The following is a 20,144-nucleotide window of genomic DNA, read 5'->3' as shown; positions in this document are numbered from 1 at the left end:
TCAGCTCCAGCCAGCCTTGCCACGGCGGCCTGCATAGAGCATCAGCAGCACCAGGAACGAGAATGCCAGCATGGCCCCGGCCAGCCAGTGCGCCTGGCTGTATTCCATGGCCTCGACGTGATCGAAGATCTGCACCGAGACCACGCGGGTCTTGTCGGGAATGTTGCCGCCGATCATCAGCACCACGCCGAACTCGCCCACGGTGTGGGCGAAGCCGAGGATGCTGGCGGTGACGAAGCCGGGACGCGCCAGTGGCAGCACCACGTGGATGAAGGTGTCCCAGGGGCTGGCGCGCAGGGTGGCGGCCACCTCCAGCGGGCGCTGGCCGATGGCACCGAAGGCATTCTGCAACGGCTGCACCACGAAGGGCATGGAGTACACCACCGAGCCGATCACCAGCCCGGTGAAGCTGAACACCACGCTGCCCAGGCCCATGGCCTGGGTGGCCTGGCCGATCCAGCCATGAGGGCCAAGGGCCAACAGCAGGTAGAAGCCGATCACCGTCGGTGGCAGCACCAGGGGCAGAGCCACCACCGCGCCGATCGGCCCGCGCAGCCAGGAGCGGGTGCGCGCCAGCCACCAGGCGATGGGCGTGCCCAGCACCAGGAGGATGGCGGTGGTCAGGCTGGCCAGCTTGATGGTCAGCCAGATCGCGCCCAGGTCACTGGCGTCGAGCGGCATCAGAGCTCATAGCCGTAGGACTTGATCACCGCGGCGGCCTTAGGACCCTTGAGGTAGTCGACCAGGGCCTTGGCGGCCGGGTTGTCCTTGCCTTTGTTGAGGATCACCGCGTCCTGGCGGATCGGGTCATGCAAGTCGGCGGGCACGATCCAGGCGGAGCCTTCGCTGACCTTGCCGTCCTTGTAGATCTGCGACAGGGCGACGAAGCCCAGCTCGGCATTGCCGGTGGACACGAACTGGAAGGCCTGGGTGATGTTCTGGCCTTCGACGATCTTCGCCTTGGTGGCCTCGGTCAGCTTCAGCTTGTCCAGCACCTGGGTGGCGGCCAGGCCGTAGGGCGCGGCCTTGGGGTTGGCGATGGACAGGTGCTTGTATTCGTTCTTCTTCAGCACTTCGCCCTTGGCGTCTACGTAGCCCGGCTTGGCCGACCACAGCGCCAGGGTGCCGATGGCGTAGGTGAAGCGCGAGCCGGCGACGATCTCTTTTTCCTGCTCGAGCTTGGCCGGAGTGCTGTCGTCGGCGGCGAGGAACACTTCGAACGGTGCGCCGTTCTTGATCTGTGCGTAGAACTGGCCGGTGGCGCCAAAGGCGGCGACCAGCTTGTGGCCGGTGTCCTTTTCGAAGTCCTTGGCGATGGCCTGGATCGGCGCTGTAAAGTTGGCCGCTACAGCGACCTGGACTTCATCGGCCTGGGCGGCATTGACGGTGATCAGGGTGGCCAGGGCACTGAAGGCCAGGTGGGACAGGCGAATACGCATGCAAACGGCTCCTAGGGACGGCGGGTTATCGTTATGGCTTGAACTATATAGCGATACGCCATCCGTCGGGAAGAGGGTGTCCGAATATTTCCTGATCTATGGGTCAGCTTTTTGCTGTCTGCCCGGCAATGGCCCGAGTCAGGTCGCCCGCCGGCATATGCCGCCCGAGGCGCAGCGCCTGTCCCGACCACAGGTTGCTGAAGTCGGCGTTGCCCTGTGGATCGGTGATCGCCCGCAGTGGCATCAGCGCGCCGCCGGCCAGCGGGAAGCGTGGGGCGAGGGGACTCATCGGCCCCAGTTCGCGCATCAGGCGGTTGTTGATGCCGCGGGCCGGACGACCGGTGAACAGGTTGGTCAGGGCGGTATCGCTGGCGGGCGCGCTGTCCAGGGCGTGGCGGTGCGCCGGGGACACCTTGGCCTCGGGGCAGAACAGGTAGGCGGTGCCCACCTGTACCGCCGAAGCGCCCAGGGCCAGGGCGGCGACCAGACCGCGATGATCGCCGACACCGCCCGCCGCGATCACCGGCACCTGCACCGCATCGACCACCTGGGGCACCAGGGCGAAGGTACCGATCTGGCTGGTGATGTCGCTGCCGAGGAACATGCCGCGATGGCCGCCGGCCTCGTAGCCCATGGCGATGATCGCGTCGCAGCCGTGCTGCTCCAGCCACAGTGCTTCCTCCACCGTGGTGGCGCTGGACAGCACCTTGGCCCCGCTCGCCTTGACTCGCCGCAGCAGCTCGGGCGTCGGCAGACCGAAGTGGAAGCTGATCACCTCTGGGCGCAGTTCCTCCACCAGCCGGCAGCTCTGTTCGTCGAAGGGCGCACGATTGGACACCGGCGTTGGCGCCTCGAAGTCCGCGCCGACTTCCTCGTAATAGGGCTTGAGCGCCTGCTTCCAGCGGGCGTCGCGCTCGGGGTCGGGCGCCGGCGGCTGGTGACAGAAGAAGTTCAGGTTGAGCGGGCCCTGGCAGGCGGCACGAAAGGCCTCGATCTCGCCGCGCACCTGTTCGGCGGTGAGCATGGCGCAGGGCAGGGCGCCCAGGCCACCGGCGTTGCCCACGGCAATGGCCATGGCCGAACCGCTGGCGCCGGCCATGGGCGCCTGGAGAATGGGCAACTCGATACCCAGCAGGTCGAGGATGCGGCGGTCTTGCCAGGGGCTCATGGGCGACTCCTTGAGTGCGGGGCGTGCGGCGTGGTTACAAGGCCTTGCTGACCTGAATGTCGCTGATCTTGTCGGCGTCGTCGCCGTGGATCTTGCGCAGGGCTTGCTGCGCCTGCCCGAGGGAGGCATCGGGCATCAGGGCGAAGTCCCAGCGGCGTTCACCGTCGAGCTTGTACTTGATCACGTACTTGATGGTCTGGGTCATGCGGCTATCCGAGTGTTATCCGAGTTTCGACGACGAGCGACGGATGATCTTGATCTTGTGGCTGAGGGCCGGCTTGCGCGTCACCGAGATCGGGCGAGTGGTCACGGTATCGATGGTGATGTTCCAGAAACCGGTGCTGGGCACGGTGATCTTCGCCGGGAAGCGCTCGAAGTGACCACCGTGGTAGGTGTGGCGCCCGCCATTCTTGAAGCTGCGGAAGTTGGCGTCGTTCATCAGGCGGATGTTGCAGCGCTGGGAGCACTCGATGACGACGATGTCGTCCTCGTTCAGGTGCTCGCGCTGGTGTACGAATTTCATGGGGTGCTCCGCAAGGATTGGTTCAGCAAACGCGAAAGATACCACGATGTGAGGTTACACTTGCGCCCGGGCTGGCCAAGCCAAGGAGATTTCTGCCAGACGTGGGAGCAAAACCGCCTGGATGTGGTCAGAGGATGACTTTGAAGAAGCTGGAGACGATGTAGATGAAATGGGTAGCAGCAGCGGTGGCGCTGACGTTGGGTGGCTGTGTCAGCGTGACGGAGCTCGAGCAGTCCCACGCGACGCTGGATGTGATCTCCGGCAAGACGCCGCGCGAGTATGCCGACTGCGTCAAGCGCAAGCTGGCCGATACGCGTGATCCCTTGCAGGAAGAGGTGCGTGGCGATGGCTTGCGCCTGACCGTGCCGCAGAAGGTGTCGGCCGGCGTCGGCCCTGCGGCGCTGCTCGATATCGACAAGCGCGGCAGTGGCAGCGCGATCAAGGTGTACGAGCGGTTGAACAACTTCCCGCTGCGCCTGGGTGATGTGCGCACCTCGGCGACCCAGTGCATCTCCGGTTCTTGATCCAGCTCAGTTAATCGGCAATTAGCTGGCGGTTTGCCACTTTCCTTCCCGGTGACACGTTGTCGCACGTCGGGGAATAGGCCTAGTATTTCTGGGCTTATATCGTTTAAGCCTAAGCTTATAACAAGGAAATGGAGCCTCCGTGATGAAACCCCTGAGCCATGTCGTGATCGGCAGCCTGCTGATCTTGGCCTGGCCCTCGGCGCACGCTGCCGATGGCCAGAAAATCTTCAACCAGGGCGGGCAGAACCCCGCCGCCATGGCCTGCCTGGGCTGCCATGGTCCGGACGGCAAGGGTATCGCCGCCGCCGGTTTTCCCCGTCTTGCCGGCCTGCCTGCCGGCTATCTCAGCAAGCAATTGCATGACTTTCGTAACGGCAGCCGCAAGCAGGCGGTGATGGAACCGTTGGCCAAGGCCCTGGACGATGCCGAGATCGAGGCGGTCAGCGCCTACCTGGCCAAGCTGCCGGCCGATGCCGCGGCGGACACGCGCCGCCAGCAGATTGCCAACGATCCGGTGACCCGTCTGGCCGTCTACGGCGACTGGAGTCGACTGATACCTGGTTGCGTGCAGTGCCACGGCCCGGGCGGCAGTGGCGTCGGTGAGCACTTCCCGCCACTGGCCGGACAACCCGCCGCTTACCTGGTGGCGCAACTCAACGCCTGGCGCGATGGCAGTCGCAGCAATGATCCCAACCAGTTGATGGTCAACGTGGCCAAGGCGATGACCGATGCCGAGGTCAAGGCGGTCGCCGACTACTTCGCCCAACCGGCCAGCCAGGAGGTCAAGCCATGAAAGTCCTGATGCCAACCCTGCTGCTGGTGGCCATGGGCACTGCCCAGGCCGCGCCCATTGCCATGGAAGACCAGTCCCAGCTCAAGGTCCCGGGTGTGCAGGCTGCCCCGCAGTTCGTGCCACCTGCGGAAAGCGCGATCCCGGACAACGCCTTCGGCAAGATGATTCGTGAAGGCCACGCCCTGTTTGTCGATACCCGCCGGCTGATGCCCGAAGCGGTCGGTAACGGCATGAATTGCAGCAACTGCCACCTTGACCAGGGGCGCCTGGCGCATTCCGCGCCGCTGTGGGGCGCCTACCCGATGTATCCGGCGTATCGCAAGAAGAACGACAAGGTCAACACCTTCGCCGAGCGTATCCAGGGCTGCTTTACCTTCAGCATGAACGGCAAGCCGCCGGCGGCCGACAGCCCGCAGATGACCGCCTTGAGCGTTTACGCCTACTGGCTGTCGACCCAGGCCCCGACCGGTGTGGAGATTGCCGGTCGCGGCTACCCGGAAGTGCCCAAGCCCGAAGGCGGTTACGACTTCAAGCGCGGCAAGCAGGTGTACGACGAGCAATGCGCGATCTGCCACGGCGGCAATGGCGAAGGGCAGAAGGTGGCCGGGGAGTACGTGATGCCGCCGCTGTGGGGCAAGGACTCCTACAACTGGGGCGCCGGCATGCACCGGATCAATACTGCGGCGTCGTTCATCAAATACAACATGCCACTGGGCAAGCCCGGCAGCCTGAGCGACCAGCAGGCGTGGGACGTGGCGGCGTGGATCAACCGCCATGAGCGGCCGCAGGATCCGCGGCTGGTCGAAGGCTCGATCGAGAAGACCCGGCTTAAGTTCCATGCCAACGACGGGGTCAACCTGTACGGGCAGAAAGTTGATGGCGTGTTGATCGGGCAGGGGATCGGCGGTTGAGCTGAAACCCTCGCGGGGCAAGCCCGCTCCCACGCCCAGCAAGGGACGATCGTGGGGTCGGGCCCGCCCCGCGATGATGTCGCCGGTCGCCTGAAATTCACGGCCTGGCGGAACTATCTACACTGGAATGTCTCTATGATGGCATCGGCCAGCGCGGGGGGCATTGTAAGGTGACCGCCGCCTGATTAGACTGCGCCGAATTTCGTACGCAAAGCCCTTGTTAAGGACGTATATGATCAAGAAATGCTTGTTCCCGGCAGCCGGTTACGGCACCCGCTTCCTGCCCGCTACCAAAGCCATGCCCAAGGAAATGCTGCCGGTGGTCAACAAGCCACTGATCCAGTATGGCGTTGAAGAAGCGCTGGACGCCGGCCTCAACGAGATCTCCATCGTCACCGGCCGTGGCAAGCGTGCCCTGGAAGACCACTTCGACATCAGCTACGAGCTGGAAAACCAGATCAAGGGTACCGACAAGGAGAAATACCTGGTCGGCATCCGTCGTCTGCTCGACGAGTGCTCGTTCTCCTACACCCGCCAGACCGAGATGAAAGGCCTGGGTCACGCGATCCTCACCGGTCGTCCGCTGATCGGCGACGAGCCGTTCGCCGTGGTGCTGGCCGACGACCTGTGCGTCAACCTCGAAGGTGACGGCGTACTCAAGCAGATGGTCAAGCTGTACAAGCAGTACCGCTGCACCATCGTGGCGATCATGGAAGTCGACCCTCAGGAAACCAGCAAGTACGGCGTGATCGCCGGTGACCTGATTGGTGACGACCTGTACCGCGTACGCAACATGGTCGAGAAGCCAAAGCCTGAAGATGCACCGTCGAACCTGGCGATCATCGGTCGCTACATCATGACCCCGGACATCTTCAAGCTGATCGAAGAAACCGAGCCGGGCAAGGGCGGTGAAATCCAGATCACCGACGCCCTGATGAAGCAGGCCCAGGACGGCTGCGTCATCGCCTACAAGTTCAAGGGCAAGCGTTTCGACTGCGGTGGCGCCGAAGGCTACATCGAGGCGACCAACTTCTGCTTCGAGAACTTCTACAAGACCGGCAAGGCTTACTGAGTCCCCGGCGTTGTAAAAAGCCACCTTCGGGTGGCTTTTTTGTTTGCGGCGGCCAACGGCGCTATGCTGGGCGCCTGCCCAGGAGACTGAATACATGGCTTACGATTTTGATCTGTTCGTGATTGGCGCCGGTTCCGGCGGTGTGCGCGCGGCGCGTTTTGCTGCGGGTTTCGGCGCAAAAGTGGCGGTGGCCGAGAGCCGCTACCTCGGCGGCACCTGCGTCAATGTCGGCTGCGTACCGAAGAAACTGCTGGTGTACGGCGCCCATGTCGCCGACGAACTGGAACAGGCTGCAGGTTTCGGCTGGACCCTGGAAGAGGGCCACTTCGACTGGGGCACGCTGATCGCCAACAAGAACCGCGAGATCGAGCGCCTCAACGGCATCTACCGCAACTTGCTGGTCAACAGCGGCGTCACCCTGTTGCAGGGCCACGCCCGCATCACCGGCGCCAATGAGGTGGAGGTCGAGGGCCAGCGCTACAGTGCCGCCAACATCCTCATCGCTACCGGCGGCTGGCCGCAGGTGCCGGACATTCCGGGCAAGGAACTGGCCATCACGTCCAACGAGGCGTTCTACCTCAAGCAACTGCCGCGACGCGTGCTGGTGGTGGGCGGTGGTTACATCGCCGTCGAGTTCGCCGGGATCTTCCAGGGCCTGGGCGCCGACACCACGCTGCTGTATCGGGGCGATCTGTTCCTGCGCGGTTTCGACGGCTCGGTGCGCACGCACCTGAAGGAAGAACTGGAAAAACGCGGCATGGACCTGCAATTCAACGCCGACATCCAGCGTATCGACAAGCTTGCGGACGGCAGCCTCAAGGCCACCCTCAAGGATGGTCGCGAGCTGGTCGCCGATTGCGTGTTCTACGCCACCGGCCGTCGGCCGATGCTGGATAACCTGGGCCTGGAGAACACCGGCGTGGAGCTGGACGAGCGCGGTTACATTCGCGTGGACCAGCAGTACCAGACCACCGCCCCGTCGATCCTGGCCATCGGCGACGTGATCGGCCGCGTGCAACTGACCCCGGTGGCGCTGGCCGAAGGCATGGCCGTGGCCCGCCGCCTGTTCAAGCCCGAGCAGTACCGCACGGTCGACTACCAGAACATTCCGACCGCAGTGTTCAGCCAGCCGCCAATCGGCACCGTGGGCCTGACCGAGGAGCAGGCGCTGGCCGCCGGGCACAAGGTGCAGATCTTCGAGAGCCGCTTCCGGGCGATGAAGCTGACCCTGACCGATATCCAGGAAAAGACCCTGATGAAGCTGGTGGTCGATGCCGACACCGACAAGGTGCTGGGCTGCCACATGGTCGGGCCGGATGCTGGCGAGATCATCCAGGGCCTGGGGATCGCCCTGAAGGCAGGGGCGACCAAGCAGCAGTTCGACGAGACCATCGGCGTGCACCCGACCGCCGCCGAAGAGTTCGTGACCATGCGCACCGTCACCCGCTGATACGCGTTATCCCAGATCGCGGGGCAAGCCCGCTCCCACGCCTGAAAACCTCCTGGCGTGGGAGCGGGCTTGCCCCGCGATGCATTTTGCCCTCGCAATCCTTTGCTCAGCCCAATCCCTTCTATTAATAATCCCGCCTTATAGCCAAAACCAATCACCAGCATGAGCTTTGCCAATGAGCCTTCGAGGGGACCAGCGGTTAGGATTCTCTCCGTCAACCGAATTCAACCCATGAAGGAGCGTCTCTCATGCCAATCATCAACAGCCAGGTCAAACCGTTCAACGCCACTGCTTTCCACAATGGCGAATTCGTCCAGGTCAGCGAAGCCGACCTGAAAGGCAAGTGGTCCGTCGTGTTCTTCTACCCGGCCGACTTCACCTTCGTCTGCCCGACCGAACTGGGTGACCTTGCTGACAACTACGCCGAGTTCCAGAAGCTGGGCGTGGAAATCTACGGTGTGTCCACCGACACCCACTTCACCCACAAAGCCTGGCACGACACCTCGGACACCATCGGCAAGATCAAGTACCCGCTGATCGGTGACCCGACCCACGTCATCTCGCGCAACTTCGACGTGCTGATCGAAGAAGCCGGCCTGGCCGATCGCGGTACCTTCGTGATCAACCCGGAAGGTCAGATCAAGATCGTTGAAATCAACGACGGTGGTGTAGGCCGTGACGCCAGCGAACTGCTGCGCAAGGTCAAGGCTGCCCAGTACGTTGCCGCCCACCCAGGTGAAGTCTGCCCGGCCAAGTGGAAAGAAGGCGAAGCCACTCTCGCTCCGTCCCTTGACCTGGTCGGCAAGATCTAATTTTCGTCCGATAAGCGCCTGCGCGACGACATGCTGCGTTGAAAACAGGCTCGGAATGCTCATTTGCACCCAGCAAAGTCGAGCGCGACTCCGACCGTTCCTCGCCTGTTTTCGCCTTGCCTGATCGCCGCGCAGTCACTTCTCGAACGAAAATCCGGTTATGCGCCAATCGCGGGCGGTAGACAGCCGCCAAAGCTGAAGTAGTTACCGCCCCGTAAAAACGCCCGGGCGATCTCGCCTGGGCGTTTTTGTATCCGAGTTTTGAAAAAGGAATCGCCCGTATGTTGGACGCCACGCTTAAATCGCAACTGAAAACCTACCTGGAGCGGGTCACCCAGCCGATCGAGATCGTTGCCTCCCTCGACGACGGCGCGAAGTCCCGCGAACTGCACGACCTGCTGGTGGAAATCGCCGGCCTGTCGAACCTCATTACCTTCAGCGCGGATGGCAACGACGCCCGTCGTCCTTCGTTCTCGCTGAACCGCCCTGGCGCGGATATCAGCCTGCGTTTCGCCGGCATCCCCATGGGCCACGAATTCACCTCCCTGGTGCTGGCGCTGCTGCAGGTCGGCGGCCACCCCTCCAAGGCCAGTGCCGAAGTGATCGAGCAGATCCAGGCGCTGGAGGGCGAATTCACCTTCGAAACCTACTTCTCGCTGTCGTGCCAGAACTGCCCGGACGTGGTCCAGGCGTTGAACCTGATGGCGGTGCTCAACCCCAATGTGCGCCACGTCGCCATCGATGGCGCGCTGTTCCAGGATGAAGTCGAAGCCCGCAAGGTCATGGCGGTGCCGAGCATCTACCTGAACGGCGAAGTGTTCGGCCAGGGCCGCATGGGCCTGGAAGAGATCCTCGGCAAGATCGACACCAATGCCGGCGCTCGCCAGGCCGAGAAGATCAACGCCAAGGACGCCTTCGACGTGCTGGTGGTCGGGGGTGGCCCGGCTGGCGCGGCCGCGGCGATCTACGCCGCCCGTAAAGGCATTCGCACCGGTGTCGCCGCCGAGCGCTTTGGCGGCCAGGTGCTCGACACCCTGGCGATCGAGAACTTCATCTCGGTGCAGGAGACCGAAGGGCCTAAGCTGGCCACGGCCCTGGAAGAGCACGTCAAGCAGTACGACGTCGACATCATGAACCTGCAGCGCGGCGAAGCGCTGATCCTGGCCACCGATGGCGGCCTGCATGAAGTACGCCTGGCCGGCGGCGCCTCGCTCAAGGCCAAGACCGTGATCCTCGCCACCGGCGCCCGCTGGCGTGAAATGAACGTGCCGGGCGAGCAGCAATACCGCGCCCGTGGCGTGGCCTACTGCCCGCACTGCGACGGCCCGCTGTTCAAGGGCAAGCGCGTGGCGGTGATCGGTGGTGGCAACTCCGGCGTGGAAGCGGCCATCGACCTGGCCGGCGTGGTCGCCCAGGTGACCCTGATCGAGTTCGACAGCCAGCTGCGCGCCGATGCCGTGCTGCAGCGCAAGCTGCACAGCCTGCCGAACGTCAAGGTGATCACCAGCGCGCTGACCACCGAAGTGGTCGGCGATGGCGAGAAGGTCACCGGCCTGCGCTACAAGGACCGCACCAACGACACGCTGCATGACCTGGCGCTGGAAGGCATCTTCGTGCAGATCGGCCTGTTGCCGAACACCGATTGGCTCAAGGGCACGGTGGAGCTTTCGCCGCGTGGCGAGATCATCGTCGATGCCAAGGGCCAGACCAGCATCCCCGGCGTGTTCGCCGCCGGTGACGTGACCACGGTGCCGTACAAGCAGATCGTCATCGCCGTGGGCGAGGGCGCCAAGGCGTCGCTGGCGGCCTTTGATCACCTGATCCGCACTTCGGCGCCGGCCTGACGGTAGCGGGGTGTAAACGTGAAACCGCCGCCATTCCTTCGGGGATGGCGGCGTTCTTGTGTTGGGGCTATCGCGGGCAAGCTCGCCCCATGTGGGTGATCCCGGTCAGGCTGGATTACTCAGCGCTTCGTCGGCGGCCTTGCCGCGCCCGCCCAGCCACACCAGCAGCAACCCGGTCGCCGCCAGCAGGCCACCGGCCATCGGCACCGCCGCATAGCCCAGGTCCAGGCTGATCACCGCGCCACCCAGGGCGGCGCCGACGGCATTGCCCAGGTTGAATGCACCCACGTTGATCGATGACGCCAGCCCCGGAGCCTCGGCTGCGGCGATCATCACTCGCATCTGCAGCGGCGGCACCACGGCGAAGGTGAACATCCCCCACACCAGCAAGGCCAGCGCGGCGCCGACATGGCTGCCCAGCACCAGCGGCATCAGCAGCATGATCGCCGCCAACGCGCCGAGGAAGATCCGCGCGGCGCCGTCCAGCGACCAGTCGGCCAGCTTGCCGCCCAGGCTGTTGCCGAGGGTGAAGCCGACGCCGATCAGCACCAGGCCGAGGGTGACGAAACTGTCGGAGGCGCCGGTCAGTTCGGCGAGCACCGGGGCGACATAGGTGTACAGGGTGAACATCGCGCCGGCGCCCAGTACCGTGGTGGCCATGGCCAGCAGCACGTTGGGGCGGGCGATCACCGCCAGTTCCTTGCGCACATGGGGCACGCTGCCGCGCTCGCCCTTGGGCAGGGCGTACCACAGCGCCGCGATGGCCAGCACGCCGAGCACCGCGGTGCCGGCGAAGGCCATGCGCCAGCCGACCTGCTGGCCGAGCCAGGTGGCGGCTGGCACGCCGCCGATGTTGGCGATGGTCAGGCCCATGAACATGGTGGCCACGGCGCTGGCCTGCTTGTCCCGGGGCACCACGCTGGCGGCCACCACCGCGCCCAGGCCGAAGAAGGCGCCGTGGTTGAGGCTGGTGATCAGGCGCGAGAGCAGCAGGGTGTAGTAGTCCGGCGACAGGGCCGAGAGCAGGTTGCCGACGGTGAAGATGCCCATCAGCATCATCAGCGCGGCACGCTTGCCGAAGCGGCTGAACAGCAAGGTCATGATCGGCGCGCCGACCATCACGCCGATGGCATAGGCGGTGATCAGCATGCCCGCGCTGGGGATGCTGGCACCGACGCCATCGGCGATCACCGGCAACAGGCCCATGGGGGTGAACTCGGTGGTGCCGATGCCGAAGGCGCCGATGGCCAGGGCGAACAGCACCCGTTTGGGGGAAAGCGTGCTCATTGGGAGCTCCGAAAAAGCGGTTGAGAGCGGGGCGGTGGGCCTCCATGCCCGAAGGATATCAGTCCCAGGCTGGCGCCAGGCCGTCCGGGCTGACTTCGCGGCCGTTGCGCTCCAGGGTGGCGATGCGCGCCATGTCGTCGGCGTCAAGGCGCAGGCTGCGGGCAAGCAGGTTGCTGGCCAGGTTCTCACGTTTGGTGGACGACGGGATAACCGCATAGCCCAGTTGCAATGCCCAGGCCAGGGCCACCTGGGCCACGGTGGCCTTGTGCTTGGCGGCGATCTCGGTCAGCAGCGGATCCTTCAGCACCTTGCCGTAGGCCAGGGTCATGTAGGAGGTGGTAGTGATGCCCTGCTCCTGGAGGAAGGCAGTCAGCTTGCTGTTTTGCAGGTACGGGCTGAGTTCGATCTGGTTGGTGGCGATCTCGCCCTGGCCGACCACGGCGATGGCCTGGCGGGTCAGCTCGATATTGAAGTTGGAGATGCCGATCTGGCGGGTCAGGCCCTGGCGCTTGGCGTCGGCCAGCGCCTGCATGTATTCGGGCAGCTCGACGCCGTTGCCCGGCGCCGGCCAGTGGATCAGCAGCAGGTCGACATGGTCGGTGCGCAGTTTGGCCAGGCTCTCGCGCAGGCTGGGGATCAGTTTGTCGGCGGCGTAGTGGTCGACCCAGATCTTGGTGGTGATGAACAGCTCGTCGCGCGGCACGCCGCTTTCGGCGATGGCCTGGCCGACCTCGGCCTCGTTCTTGTAGATCTGCGCGGTGTCGATGACGCGGTAGCCCAGCGCCAGCGCCGACTTGACCGAATCGATGACGGCCTGGCCGGTGAGGCGGAAGGTACCCAGGCCAAAGGTTGGAATGCTCATGCAACTGCTCCTGTCGAGTGAGGGGATCGAGGCCCGGGCAGTGGGGCACGGGATCGAACGGGTAGGTGCAGTGTGCGGTGTTCGGCGGGATTGATTAAGCCGTTGACGCGCCAAGGTCCTTTGACCTGGAGTCATGAATACCTGGTTGGATTGTGAGCGGGGCGAGGCAATGGCGGCTATCGCCGCCATCGCGGGGCAAGCCCGCAGGGGCTGCGCTGACTGCTCTCAGTAACAGCGCAGCCCCGGGGGCGGGCGATCTGTGGCAGGTTGGCAGTGCTGTCAGGCGACCGGTATCAGCGGGTCGGCCGCTGCCAGTGCCGTGGCCCGGTCCGCCGCCGGTGGGTAGATCCACACCGAGTTGATCTGCTGCTTGAGCTGCTTGGCCTCGGCCTTGTCGGTCGGTGGCGAAACGGTGCGTTCCCAGCCTTCGGTGTACACCGCGCCCCAGGCGCCGAGGTCCAGGCAGGTGACGTACTTGGGCTGGCTGTAGGTCATCGGCGCCACGCCGATCAGCTCGGCAGCGGCGTTGTTGCCGGCGTAGCGGCCCAGGGGGATGGCGTGCTGGCAGGACATCACGGCAAAGTTGCCGACCTCGTCGCAGGCCGCGTAGGCCACATCGCCCGCGGCATACACATCCGGGTTGCCGATGACCTTGAGCTGCCCGTCCACATGCAGGCGGCCCTGGCGATCGCGCTCGCCGGTGATCTGCTCGGTCAGCGGGTTGGCCTTGAAGCCGACGGTCCAGACCACCGTATTGGCGGCGATGCGTTCGCCGTTGTCGAGCAGCACGCCACCGGCATCCACCGAGGCCACCGTGGCGCCGCAGACCCATTCGATGCCCAGCGCCGCCGAGGCCTGCTCGATGGCCGGGCGGATACCGTCGCCCAGGGCGGCGCCGATCTTCGCCCCGCGGTCGACCACGACGATGCGCGGCGTGACCTTGTCGCCCAGGATCGCCCGCAGCCGGCTGGGCAGCTCGGTGGCGGTCTCGATGCCGGTGAAGCCGCCCCCGGCCACCACCACGGTGTTGCGCGCCGGGCTGTCGGGGCGGGCGGCCAGGGACTTGAGGTGTTCTTCCAGGCGGGTGGCTGACTCGATCTTGTCGACGTCGAAGGCGTGGCGGTCGAAGCCTTCCAGCGCCGGGCGGTTGAGCAGGCTGCCGCAGGCCATGATCAGGCGGTCGTAGCCAAGCCTGGCGTCGATGCCGCCGGGCTGGCGGTACGCCACTTCACGGCTGGCCTGGTCAATGTGGTAGGCGCTGCCTTTGACGAAGCGCACGTTGACCGCATCGAACAAAGCCTGCAGCGGCGCGCCCATGGTGTGCACATCGGGTTCGTAGAAGCGGGGGCGGATGTGCAGTTCCGCCTGGGGGGCGAGCACGGTGATCTGCACGTCGTCGTGTTTGTGCTGGTCGAGCAGGCGGGCGGCGCCGAGGGCGCTCCACAGCCCGGCGAAGCCTGCGCCAATGATCAGGATCTGTTTCATGGGGTGCTCCTGGATGCCGCGATTATCGATGTTGTCGCTGCGGCAGTGGGAAAAGGGTACGCCTTGTGGGTGGGCCTGGATTGCGGCCCGACAGGCGTGCAGCAGATGCTAAAGGCGTGCCCCGTTTGCCCCTAGGCCAAAGAACCCTGGATTTCGGCCAGCGGCACGCTGCGGGCAAAGCGTGCCCGGTAGTCCCGCGGGGTCACCGCCAGATGGCGCTGGAACGCCAGGCGCATGCGCTCCTCGCTGCCGAACCCGCAGTGGCGGGCAACCTGCTCGATATGCTGGTCGGAGTTCTCCAGCAAGCGCCGCGCCGCCTCCAGGCGGAACACTTCGATGGCCTTGGCCGGGGTGCGGCCGGTCTTGTGCTTGTACACCCGGGTGAAGTTGCGCAGGCTCATGCGCGCCTGCTCGGCCAGCCGCTCGACCGTCAGGCGCGGGTCGCCCAGGTGCTCGTTGAGCCACAGGTGCAGGGCCTCGAAGGCGGCGCCGTCCTCGCCCTGGGCCTTGAGCAGTTCGCTGAACTGCGCCTGGCCGCCGGGGCGCTTGAGGAACACCACCAGTTCGCGGGCCACCTGCATCGCCACCTCGCGGCCGCAGTCGGCCTCGACCAGGGCCAGCGCCAGGTCGATGCCGGCGCTGACCCCGGCCGAGGTCCACACCTGGTCCTGTTGCACGAAGATCGACTCGGCATCCACCTCGATGGCCGGGAAGCGCCGGTGCAGCGCGTCGCACATCGCCCAGTGGGTGGCGGCCCGGCGGCCGTCGAGCAGGCCGGCGGCGGCCAGCAGGAAGGTGCCGCTGCACACCGAGGCGGTGCGTCGGGCGCGCTGGGCGGCCTGGGCCAGCCAGGCGATCAGCTCGGCGTGATCGGGGAGGGTGTGGACGATCTCCGGTGCGCCGGGCACCACCAGGGTGTCAAACGGCTCGCGCAACCAGGGGGCCAACGGTTCGGTGCCTATCGACAGGCCTTCTGCGGTGGGCACCAGGCCGCCTTCGAGGCTGGCAGTGACCAGGCGATAGCCCGGCAGGCCACGCGCGGTTCGGGCCTTGGTCGCGGCCCAGAACACCGTCTGCGCGCCGGTGAGGTCGAGCAGGCCCATCTGCGGGTAGGCGAGGAACAGCAGGGTGCGCGGCTGATCCAGGGCGTGTACGGGCGGGGTGGGGATCTGCGGGATGTCGGTCATGGCGCGCTGCTTGTGACGGAGGCGTAGCGCTAAGTCGAGCATCTGGCGCGGCGCCGATCAAGCGCCGCGCGACAGGCGCAGGCGCCGAGGCTTTGCAGGAACAGCGTGGGAGCGGGCTTGCCCCGCGATGACGTCGGCCCAGGTTGGCGAAGCATCGCGGGGCAAGCCCGCTCCCACGCTGCCCCAGTCAGATCGGAGATTTACATTTTGAACCCCGAGTGGGCTGTACCTGCCTCAGAAGCTGTAGTCGACCGTGGCGAAATACGAGCGCGGCGCGCCCAGCAGCCATTGCTCGCCGCTGTAGCTGGACTGGGCGTACTGGCGGTCGAACAGGTTGTTCAACTGCAGGCCCAGGCGCACATCGGGCAGTACCTGCCAGCCCAGGTTGGCGTCGACCACCGTGTAACCCGGCACGCGCTGGTCGTTGGCCGCGCTGGCGTAGCGCTCATCCATATAGCGCAGGCCGATACCGGCATCGACGGCCTGGCCGAAGCCCTTGCTCAGCCACAGGTTGGCGGTGCGCCGCGGCACATCCTGCGGGCGGTTGCCGGCGCGGTCGTTGACCGTGCCGTTGTCGCCTTCCTCCAGGAAATCGTCGTACTTGGCCCTCACCAGCGCGGCGTTGGCCGAGAGCTGCCACTGGTTGCCCAGCGCCAGTTCCAGGCTGGCCTCCAGGCCGTCGGAGGTCTGCTGGCCGGCCTGCTGGCTGTCGTGGGTGAGCGGGTTGTACACCGGCAGTTTCTTCTTGACGATGTGATAGGCCGCCAGCGTCCACTCGCCACGGGTATCCCAGAAACGTTGCTTGAGGCCGATCTCGGTCTGCTTCGCTTCGGTCAGCTCCAGGCGCTTGTTCGGGCGCTGGGTGAGCAGGTCGCCGACGCCGTCCTCGCTGGTGGAGTACTGCCCGTACAGCGACAGGTCGTCGGTGAGCGCGTACACCAGCCCGGCGCGCCAGTTGCCGCCTTGCAGGCTGCGGTCGCTGCGGGCGTTGTTGACCAGGTCGTCACGGTCGATGTGGTTCTGGTCGCGGCGGATGCCGGTGACCAGCGCGAGGCGGTCGCTCAGCTGGGTGCGGTTCTCGGCGAACAGGGCGAAGGTGTCGACCTTGGACAGCGTCTGCGCGCGGGTCGGGCTGAGGCTGTGGAAACCGCCCGGAGCCGGATGCCACGGGTCGAGCGGGTCGCTGCTGCCATCGCTGTAGGGCGAGTTGCTGTCGACGTTGAAGCGGATGCGGTTGTATTCGGCGCCGACCACGGTCTTGCTGGCCAGGCCGAACAGGCCATGGTCGAAGGTAAAGCTCTGGCGATCGCCGAGCTGCTCCTGGTTATGGCGAATCTCGAAGAAGCTGCCGCGCTGGATCACGCCGTTGGCGGCGTCCCAGGCGTAGGACTCGGCGTTGCGCCACTGGCGGCGGCTCTTGATGTAGTACAGCTGGTTGCTGGCGATGACACTGTCGCTGAGGGTCCAGTCGGTGGTCAGGCGCGTCCACTCGTCGTGGTAGCGCTGTTCGTCGTTGCTGACGTTGTAGTTCTTGCGGCGCACGCTGCTGCGCAGGTGCCCGTCGATCAGCGGGGTGCCGTAGTAGTTGGCTGGTTGCGCATCGCCGCGTTCGTGGGCGAGGGTGAAGCTCAGGTCGTCGCTGGCATCGAAGCGCAGGGCGGCGCTGAGGGCCAGGCTGCGCGAGTCGGTGCGGTCGACCCAGCCGTTGCCGGCCTGCTGGTTGAGGGTCACGCGGTAGCTCAGCCGCTCGCTCAGGCTGCCGCCGCTGTCCAGGCCCAGTTGCTGGCGGTCCCAGGAGCCGTAGCCCAGGCGCAGGTGGTTGCGGATGTCACCGGCGAACGGCTTCTTCGGCACCACGTTGACCACCGCGCCGGTGGCGCCTTCGCCGTACAGCACCGAGGCGGGGCCGCGGATCACGTCGATGCGCTCGACCATCCACGGATCGACCGGAAAGGTCAGGGTGCCGGCGCCGGCGTACAGGCGCGAGCCGTCGAACAGGGTCATCACCGAACTCTGCCCGGTGAAGCCCCGGGCCGACAGGCCGGTACCGCCGTCGCCCGGTGTGCCGATGAAGGTCAGGCCCGGCGAGCGGGTCACGGCGTCCTGCACGGTGAGGTTGTTGCGCTGCTGGATCTGCGCCTCGGTCAGGCTGCTGGTGCTGGCCGGGGTGTCCAGGGCGCTGAGGTTCAGGCGCGAGCCGGCCGGGGTTGGCGTGGCCAGGTCGATGACCTGTGGCTCGCGGGTGTCGGTGATCGCCGTGGAGGGCAGGGTGAGGGGCGCCACTTCATGGTCGTCGGCCAGTGCTGGCAGGGACACGGCCAGGCAGGCCGCCAGGGTGTGAAGCTTGTTGAATCGGGACATGTCGTTCCACTGCTGCAGGAAGGAATGGATCCCGGTGGAAAACACGCAACGGCGAAGCGCGCACGCAGGCGCGCGCGGATACCGGCCTGCGCCCGCCCACCGCGGGTTGCCAAGTGAAGCCTCAGGCCGGTCTCCGGGCTTGCGAGGAGCATGAAGCCTTCACCTTCCCATGCGTGCGCACAGTGGTCTGTCGAAGGATTCGCTCGCTTACCGTTGCGGGGGCAGCGCCGGACTTGTCGTGACAACGACGCACCGGCTTCCCGTTTCACCCTGCGCGCGGCGGCGCAGGACACCTGAAACTGGCGCGCATCTGACCATCGAACGGGTGGCGAGTCAATCGCCTGGGTGGCAGGAAAATATCTGGTGGGGCAATGGGTTAGCTGCAATTGCGTTGTCGCTGATCGCGGGGCAAGCCCGCTCCCACGGCGATACCCTGGCAGCTCCAGGCAATCGGATCGTGGGAGCGGGCTTGCCCCGCGATGGGTTCAGCGCCCGCGCCGACGCGAAACCCGCGCCTCGATATTCTTGCGTCCGATCAGCAGCGCCGGCTTTTCCACCACCGGCTCGTCTGCCAGCCACTTGTACATCACCAGGCAGTCCACCAGGCCCAGCTCGGCATGGCGGTAAGCCCTGGGCAGGCGGCCGACGGTCTCGAAGCCGAGCTTGTGCCACAGCGCCACCGCCACCTCGTTGCTGGCCACCACCGAATTGAACTGCAGGGCCAGGAAGCCCTCCTGGCGCGCCAGCTTCTGCGAGTGCTCGCACATCAGCCTGGCCACGCCCCGGCCGCGGGCCTGCTCGCAGACCATGTAGCCGCAGTTGCCGACATGCCCGCCGGGGCCGGCGGCATTGGCCTTGAGGAAGTAGGAGCCGAGCAGCACGCCGTCGTCCTCGGCCACCAGGGTGCGCAACGGGGTTTCCAGCCACAACCGACGCGCCTGGTCGACGTCCAGGGCCGGGTCGAAGGCGTAGGTCTGGCGGGCCTGGACAATGGCCTGGAAGGTCGGCCAGAAGCGTTCGAAGTCTTCCGGGGTCATGGGGCGGATCTGGATCATGGTGGTTCCTGCACGGGCTGAACCGCCAAGTCTGGGTGTCGCGGCGCCGTCGCGCAAGGGCGGCGGCGCCATGAAGTTTCAGGCGCCAGTCTTGCCCACGGCGTCCAGCGCCCTGGCCGAGTAGACCAGCGCGGCGCCGGCGTTCATTGCCACCGCCACGCCCAGGGCCTCGGCGATCTCCTCGCGGGTGGCGCCGTGCTTGACCGCCTGCTGCGAATGCACGGCAATGCAGCCGTCGCAGCGGGTGGTGACGGCGACGGCCAATGAGATCAGCTCACGGGTCTTGGCGTCCAGGTGATTGGTCTTGGCCCCGGCGCCGCTGGCGGTCGCGTAGCCGGCCACGGTATCGGGTGAGAGTTGCTTGAGATCGCCGATGCCGGCCATCAACTGCTTACGGTAGGCGTCCCAGTCCATCATGCTCATCGTCTTCACCTTGTCAGGTTGGCAACAGGAGCATTCAGGCTAGTCGATATTTCGCTGGAGGGGCTGGCCCCAGGGAGGATGGATCAAACCCGGGACCTGTTCGAATCACTGGTCAATCGGTCGGTACCCGGCGCAGCGCCGCCGCCAACGCGACGGTCAGTGCCACTGCCAGGCCCATGGCGAGGCCGATGGTCACGGCAACCCCCAATCGTTCCAGCAACCCCGCCATCGCCAGGTAGAATGCAATCACTCCCACCGCACCAATGGCATTGCCCCGCACCATCGCCGCCATCCCGGCTCGGCCGCCCTGCACATGGGCGAACACCACCAGTGGCCAGGCGATCACCGGAATTGGCGCCAGCATGCCGCTGGTGGCCGGCCCCAGCCAGCTGGCCAGGCTGGTGGTGATCATCAGCAGCGAGGTGGCGGATACCATGCGCAAGGGAATCTCCCAATACCGCTGCCGGGGACGGGCGAGGGTGTCGGGCCTGGGCTCGCGGCCACTGGCGCGGATCAGCACGCCGATCAGCAGCAGCGCCACGGCCACCGACAGGTAAAGCCCACCCCAGTAGGTGAAGGCATAGGCCGCCAGGCCGTAGAACAGGATCGCCAGCAGCACGGCCGGGGCGATATCGACCCTGCGCGTGGCGAACAGGTAGAAGGCGTAGGTGGCCTGCACCGCCGCCAACCCACCCAGCGCGCCGGGCACCGCGCCCAGGGCGAAGCCCGTGCCTTGCTCCAGGCACAGGAAGGTCATCACCAGGGCCGAGGTGATCGGCAGACCGGACAGCAGCCCGCCGAGCAGTCCGCCCCAGCGCCGCGAGGCGAGGGAGATGGCCCACATCAGCAGCGGGGTGACCAGGAGTTTCAGGTAGAAAAGGGTCATTACGCGAGGTTCCGGTTCTGCAGGGTACGCGCCCGCCGTCGGCATTGGGTGGGGCGCGG

20 protein-coding genes and 1 riboswitch are annotated in these 20,144 nt (G+C 65.9%); of the genes, 7 read left to right on the top strand and 13 right to left on the bottom strand.

Annotated features, from left to right (window positions below; translation table 11 throughout):
• The 5 genes from modB to LU671_RS10155 all read right to left on the bottom strand — a co-directional run bounded on the left by modB (nucleotide 1) and on the right by LU671_RS10155 (nucleotide 3,130).
• Nucleotides 1-681: a molybdate ABC transporter permease subunit gene (modB, locus tag LU671_RS10175; RefSeq protein ID WP_232855603.1), complete on the bottom strand. Its 681-nt coding sequence runs from the start codon at nucleotides 679-681 to the stop codon at nucleotides 1-3.
• A complete protein-coding gene (gene modA, locus LU671_RS10170; RefSeq protein ID WP_232855602.1) occupies nucleotides 681-1,439 on the bottom strand; it encodes a molybdate ABC transporter substrate-binding protein in 759 nt (252 codons plus the stop codon). Before modA ends, modB begins: the two co-directional genes overlap by 1 nt.
• Before the next feature lie 103 nt (nucleotides 1,440-1,542).
• A complete protein-coding gene (locus LU671_RS10165) occupies nucleotides 1,543-2,607 on the bottom strand; it encodes an NAD(P)H-dependent flavin oxidoreductase (RefSeq protein WP_232855601.1) in 1,065 nt (354 codons plus the stop codon).
• 34 nt (nucleotides 2,608-2,641) lie between these two features.
• Nucleotides 2,642-2,812: a hypothetical protein gene (locus LU671_RS10160; protein WP_232855600.1), complete on the bottom strand. Its 171-nt coding sequence runs from the start codon at nucleotides 2,810-2,812 to the stop codon at nucleotides 2,642-2,644.
• A 15-nt stretch (nucleotides 2,813-2,827) separates the two neighbouring features.
• Nucleotides 2,828-3,130 (bottom strand): DUF1883 domain-containing protein, encoded by a 303-nt coding sequence (locus LU671_RS10155; protein WP_050706249.1) that lies wholly within the window; start codon nucleotides 3,128-3,130, stop codon nucleotides 2,828-2,830.
• 164 nt (nucleotides 3,131-3,294) lie between these two features.
• Between LU671_RS10155 and LU671_RS10150 the strand changes: the two genes are divergently transcribed.
• The 7 genes from LU671_RS10150 (at nucleotide 3,295) to ahpF (ending at nucleotide 10,539) form a co-directional block, all read left to right on the top strand.
• A complete protein-coding gene (locus tag LU671_RS10150) occupies nucleotides 3,295-3,654 on the top strand; it encodes a hypothetical protein (protein WP_050706248.1) in 360 nt (119 codons plus the stop codon).
• Between the two features lie 145 nt (nucleotides 3,655-3,799).
• On the top strand, nucleotides 3,800-4,450 hold the full coding sequence (locus LU671_RS10145) for a c-type cytochrome (RefSeq protein WP_232855599.1): 651 nt from the start codon (nucleotides 3,800-3,802) through the stop codon (nucleotides 4,448-4,450).
• Entirely contained in the window at nucleotides 4,447-5,361 is a 915-nt protein-coding gene (locus LU671_RS10140; RefSeq protein WP_232855598.1) for a c-type cytochrome, read from the top strand. Before LU671_RS10145 ends, LU671_RS10140 begins: the two co-directional genes overlap by 4 nt.
• Nucleotides 5,362-5,593: 232 nt before the next feature.
• Nucleotides 5,594-6,433: a UTP--glucose-1-phosphate uridylyltransferase GalU gene (gene galU, locus LU671_RS10135; protein WP_010223914.1), complete on the top strand. Its 840-nt coding sequence runs from the start codon at nucleotides 5,594-5,596 to the stop codon at nucleotides 6,431-6,433.
• Between the two features lie 94 nt (nucleotides 6,434-6,527).
• The gene (gorA, locus tag LU671_RS10130) at nucleotides 6,528-7,883 is read left to right on the top strand and encodes a glutathione-disulfide reductase (protein ID WP_203652310.1); all 1,356 of its coding nucleotides are present in this window, start codon (nucleotides 6,528-6,530) and stop codon (nucleotides 7,881-7,883) included.
• A 248-nt stretch (nucleotides 7,884-8,131) separates the two neighbouring features.
• Nucleotides 8,132-8,695, top strand: coding sequence for an alkyl hydroperoxide reductase subunit C (gene ahpC / locus LU671_RS10125; RefSeq protein ID WP_008090543.1), 564 nt, complete (start codon nucleotides 8,132-8,134; stop codon nucleotides 8,693-8,695).
• A gap of 281 nt (nucleotides 8,696-8,976) precedes the next feature.
• On the top strand, nucleotides 8,977-10,539 hold the full coding sequence (gene ahpF, locus LU671_RS10120) for an alkyl hydroperoxide reductase subunit F (protein ID WP_232855597.1): 1,563 nt from the start codon (nucleotides 8,977-8,979) through the stop codon (nucleotides 10,537-10,539).
• A gap of 105 nt (nucleotides 10,540-10,644) precedes the next feature.
• Here the strand turns inward: ahpF and LU671_RS10115 are convergent, their stop codons facing one another.
• The 8 genes from LU671_RS10115 to LU671_RS10080 all read right to left on the bottom strand — a co-directional run bounded on the left by LU671_RS10115 (nucleotide 10,645) and on the right by LU671_RS10080 (nucleotide 20,085).
• Nucleotides 10,645-11,826, bottom strand: coding sequence for an MFS transporter (locus tag LU671_RS10115; protein WP_203652312.1), 1,182 nt, complete (start codon nucleotides 11,824-11,826; stop codon nucleotides 10,645-10,647).
• A 58-nt stretch (nucleotides 11,827-11,884) separates the two neighbouring features.
• Entirely contained in the window at nucleotides 11,885-12,688 is an 804-nt protein-coding gene (dkgB, locus tag LU671_RS10110; protein WP_232855596.1) for a 2,5-didehydrogluconate reductase DkgB, read from the bottom strand.
• A 279-nt stretch (nucleotides 12,689-12,967) separates the two neighbouring features.
• Nucleotides 12,968-14,173, bottom strand: coding sequence for an NAD(P)/FAD-dependent oxidoreductase (locus LU671_RS10105; protein WP_232855595.1), 1,206 nt, complete (start codon nucleotides 14,171-14,173; stop codon nucleotides 12,968-12,970).
• Between the two features lie 131 nt (nucleotides 14,174-14,304).
• On the bottom strand, nucleotides 14,305-15,360 hold the full coding sequence (locus tag LU671_RS10100) for a GlxA family transcriptional regulator (protein ID WP_232855594.1): 1,056 nt from the start codon (nucleotides 15,358-15,360) through the stop codon (nucleotides 14,305-14,307).
• A gap of 234 nt (nucleotides 15,361-15,594) precedes the next feature.
• On the bottom strand, nucleotides 15,595-17,721 hold the full coding sequence (locus LU671_RS10095; RefSeq protein ID WP_232855593.1) for a TonB-dependent receptor: 2,127 nt from the start codon (nucleotides 17,719-17,721) through the stop codon (nucleotides 15,595-15,597).
• Between the two features lie 107 nt (nucleotides 17,722-17,828).
• A riboswitch (cobalamin riboswitch) is annotated at nucleotides 17,829-18,033 on the bottom strand.
• A gap of 173 nt (nucleotides 18,034-18,206) precedes the next feature.
• On the bottom strand, nucleotides 18,207-18,776 hold the full coding sequence (locus LU671_RS10090; protein WP_203652316.1) for a GNAT family N-acetyltransferase: 570 nt from the start codon (nucleotides 18,774-18,776) through the stop codon (nucleotides 18,207-18,209).
• 78 nt (nucleotides 18,777-18,854) lie between these two features.
• Nucleotides 18,855-19,199 (bottom strand): carboxymuconolactone decarboxylase family protein, encoded by a 345-nt coding sequence (locus LU671_RS10085; RefSeq protein WP_198742706.1) that lies wholly within the window; start codon nucleotides 19,197-19,199, stop codon nucleotides 18,855-18,857.
• A gap of 112 nt (nucleotides 19,200-19,311) precedes the next feature.
• Complete coding sequence (locus LU671_RS10080; RefSeq protein ID WP_232855592.1) at nucleotides 19,312-20,085, bottom strand: hypothetical protein; 774 nt, start codon at nucleotides 20,083-20,085, stop codon at nucleotides 19,312-19,314.
• Between the last annotated feature and the right edge of the window lie 59 nt (nucleotides 20,086-20,144).

Origin of the sequence: Pseudomonas sp. NMI760_13 (genome assembly GCF_021283245.1) — a bacterium.
Classification (GTDB): Bacteria; Pseudomonadota; Gammaproteobacteria; order Pseudomonadales; family Pseudomonadaceae; genus Aquipseudomonas; species Aquipseudomonas peradeniyensis.
The sequence above is the reverse complement of the archived record's forward strand: the minus strand, read 5'-3'. Positions and strand labels throughout refer to the sequence as shown.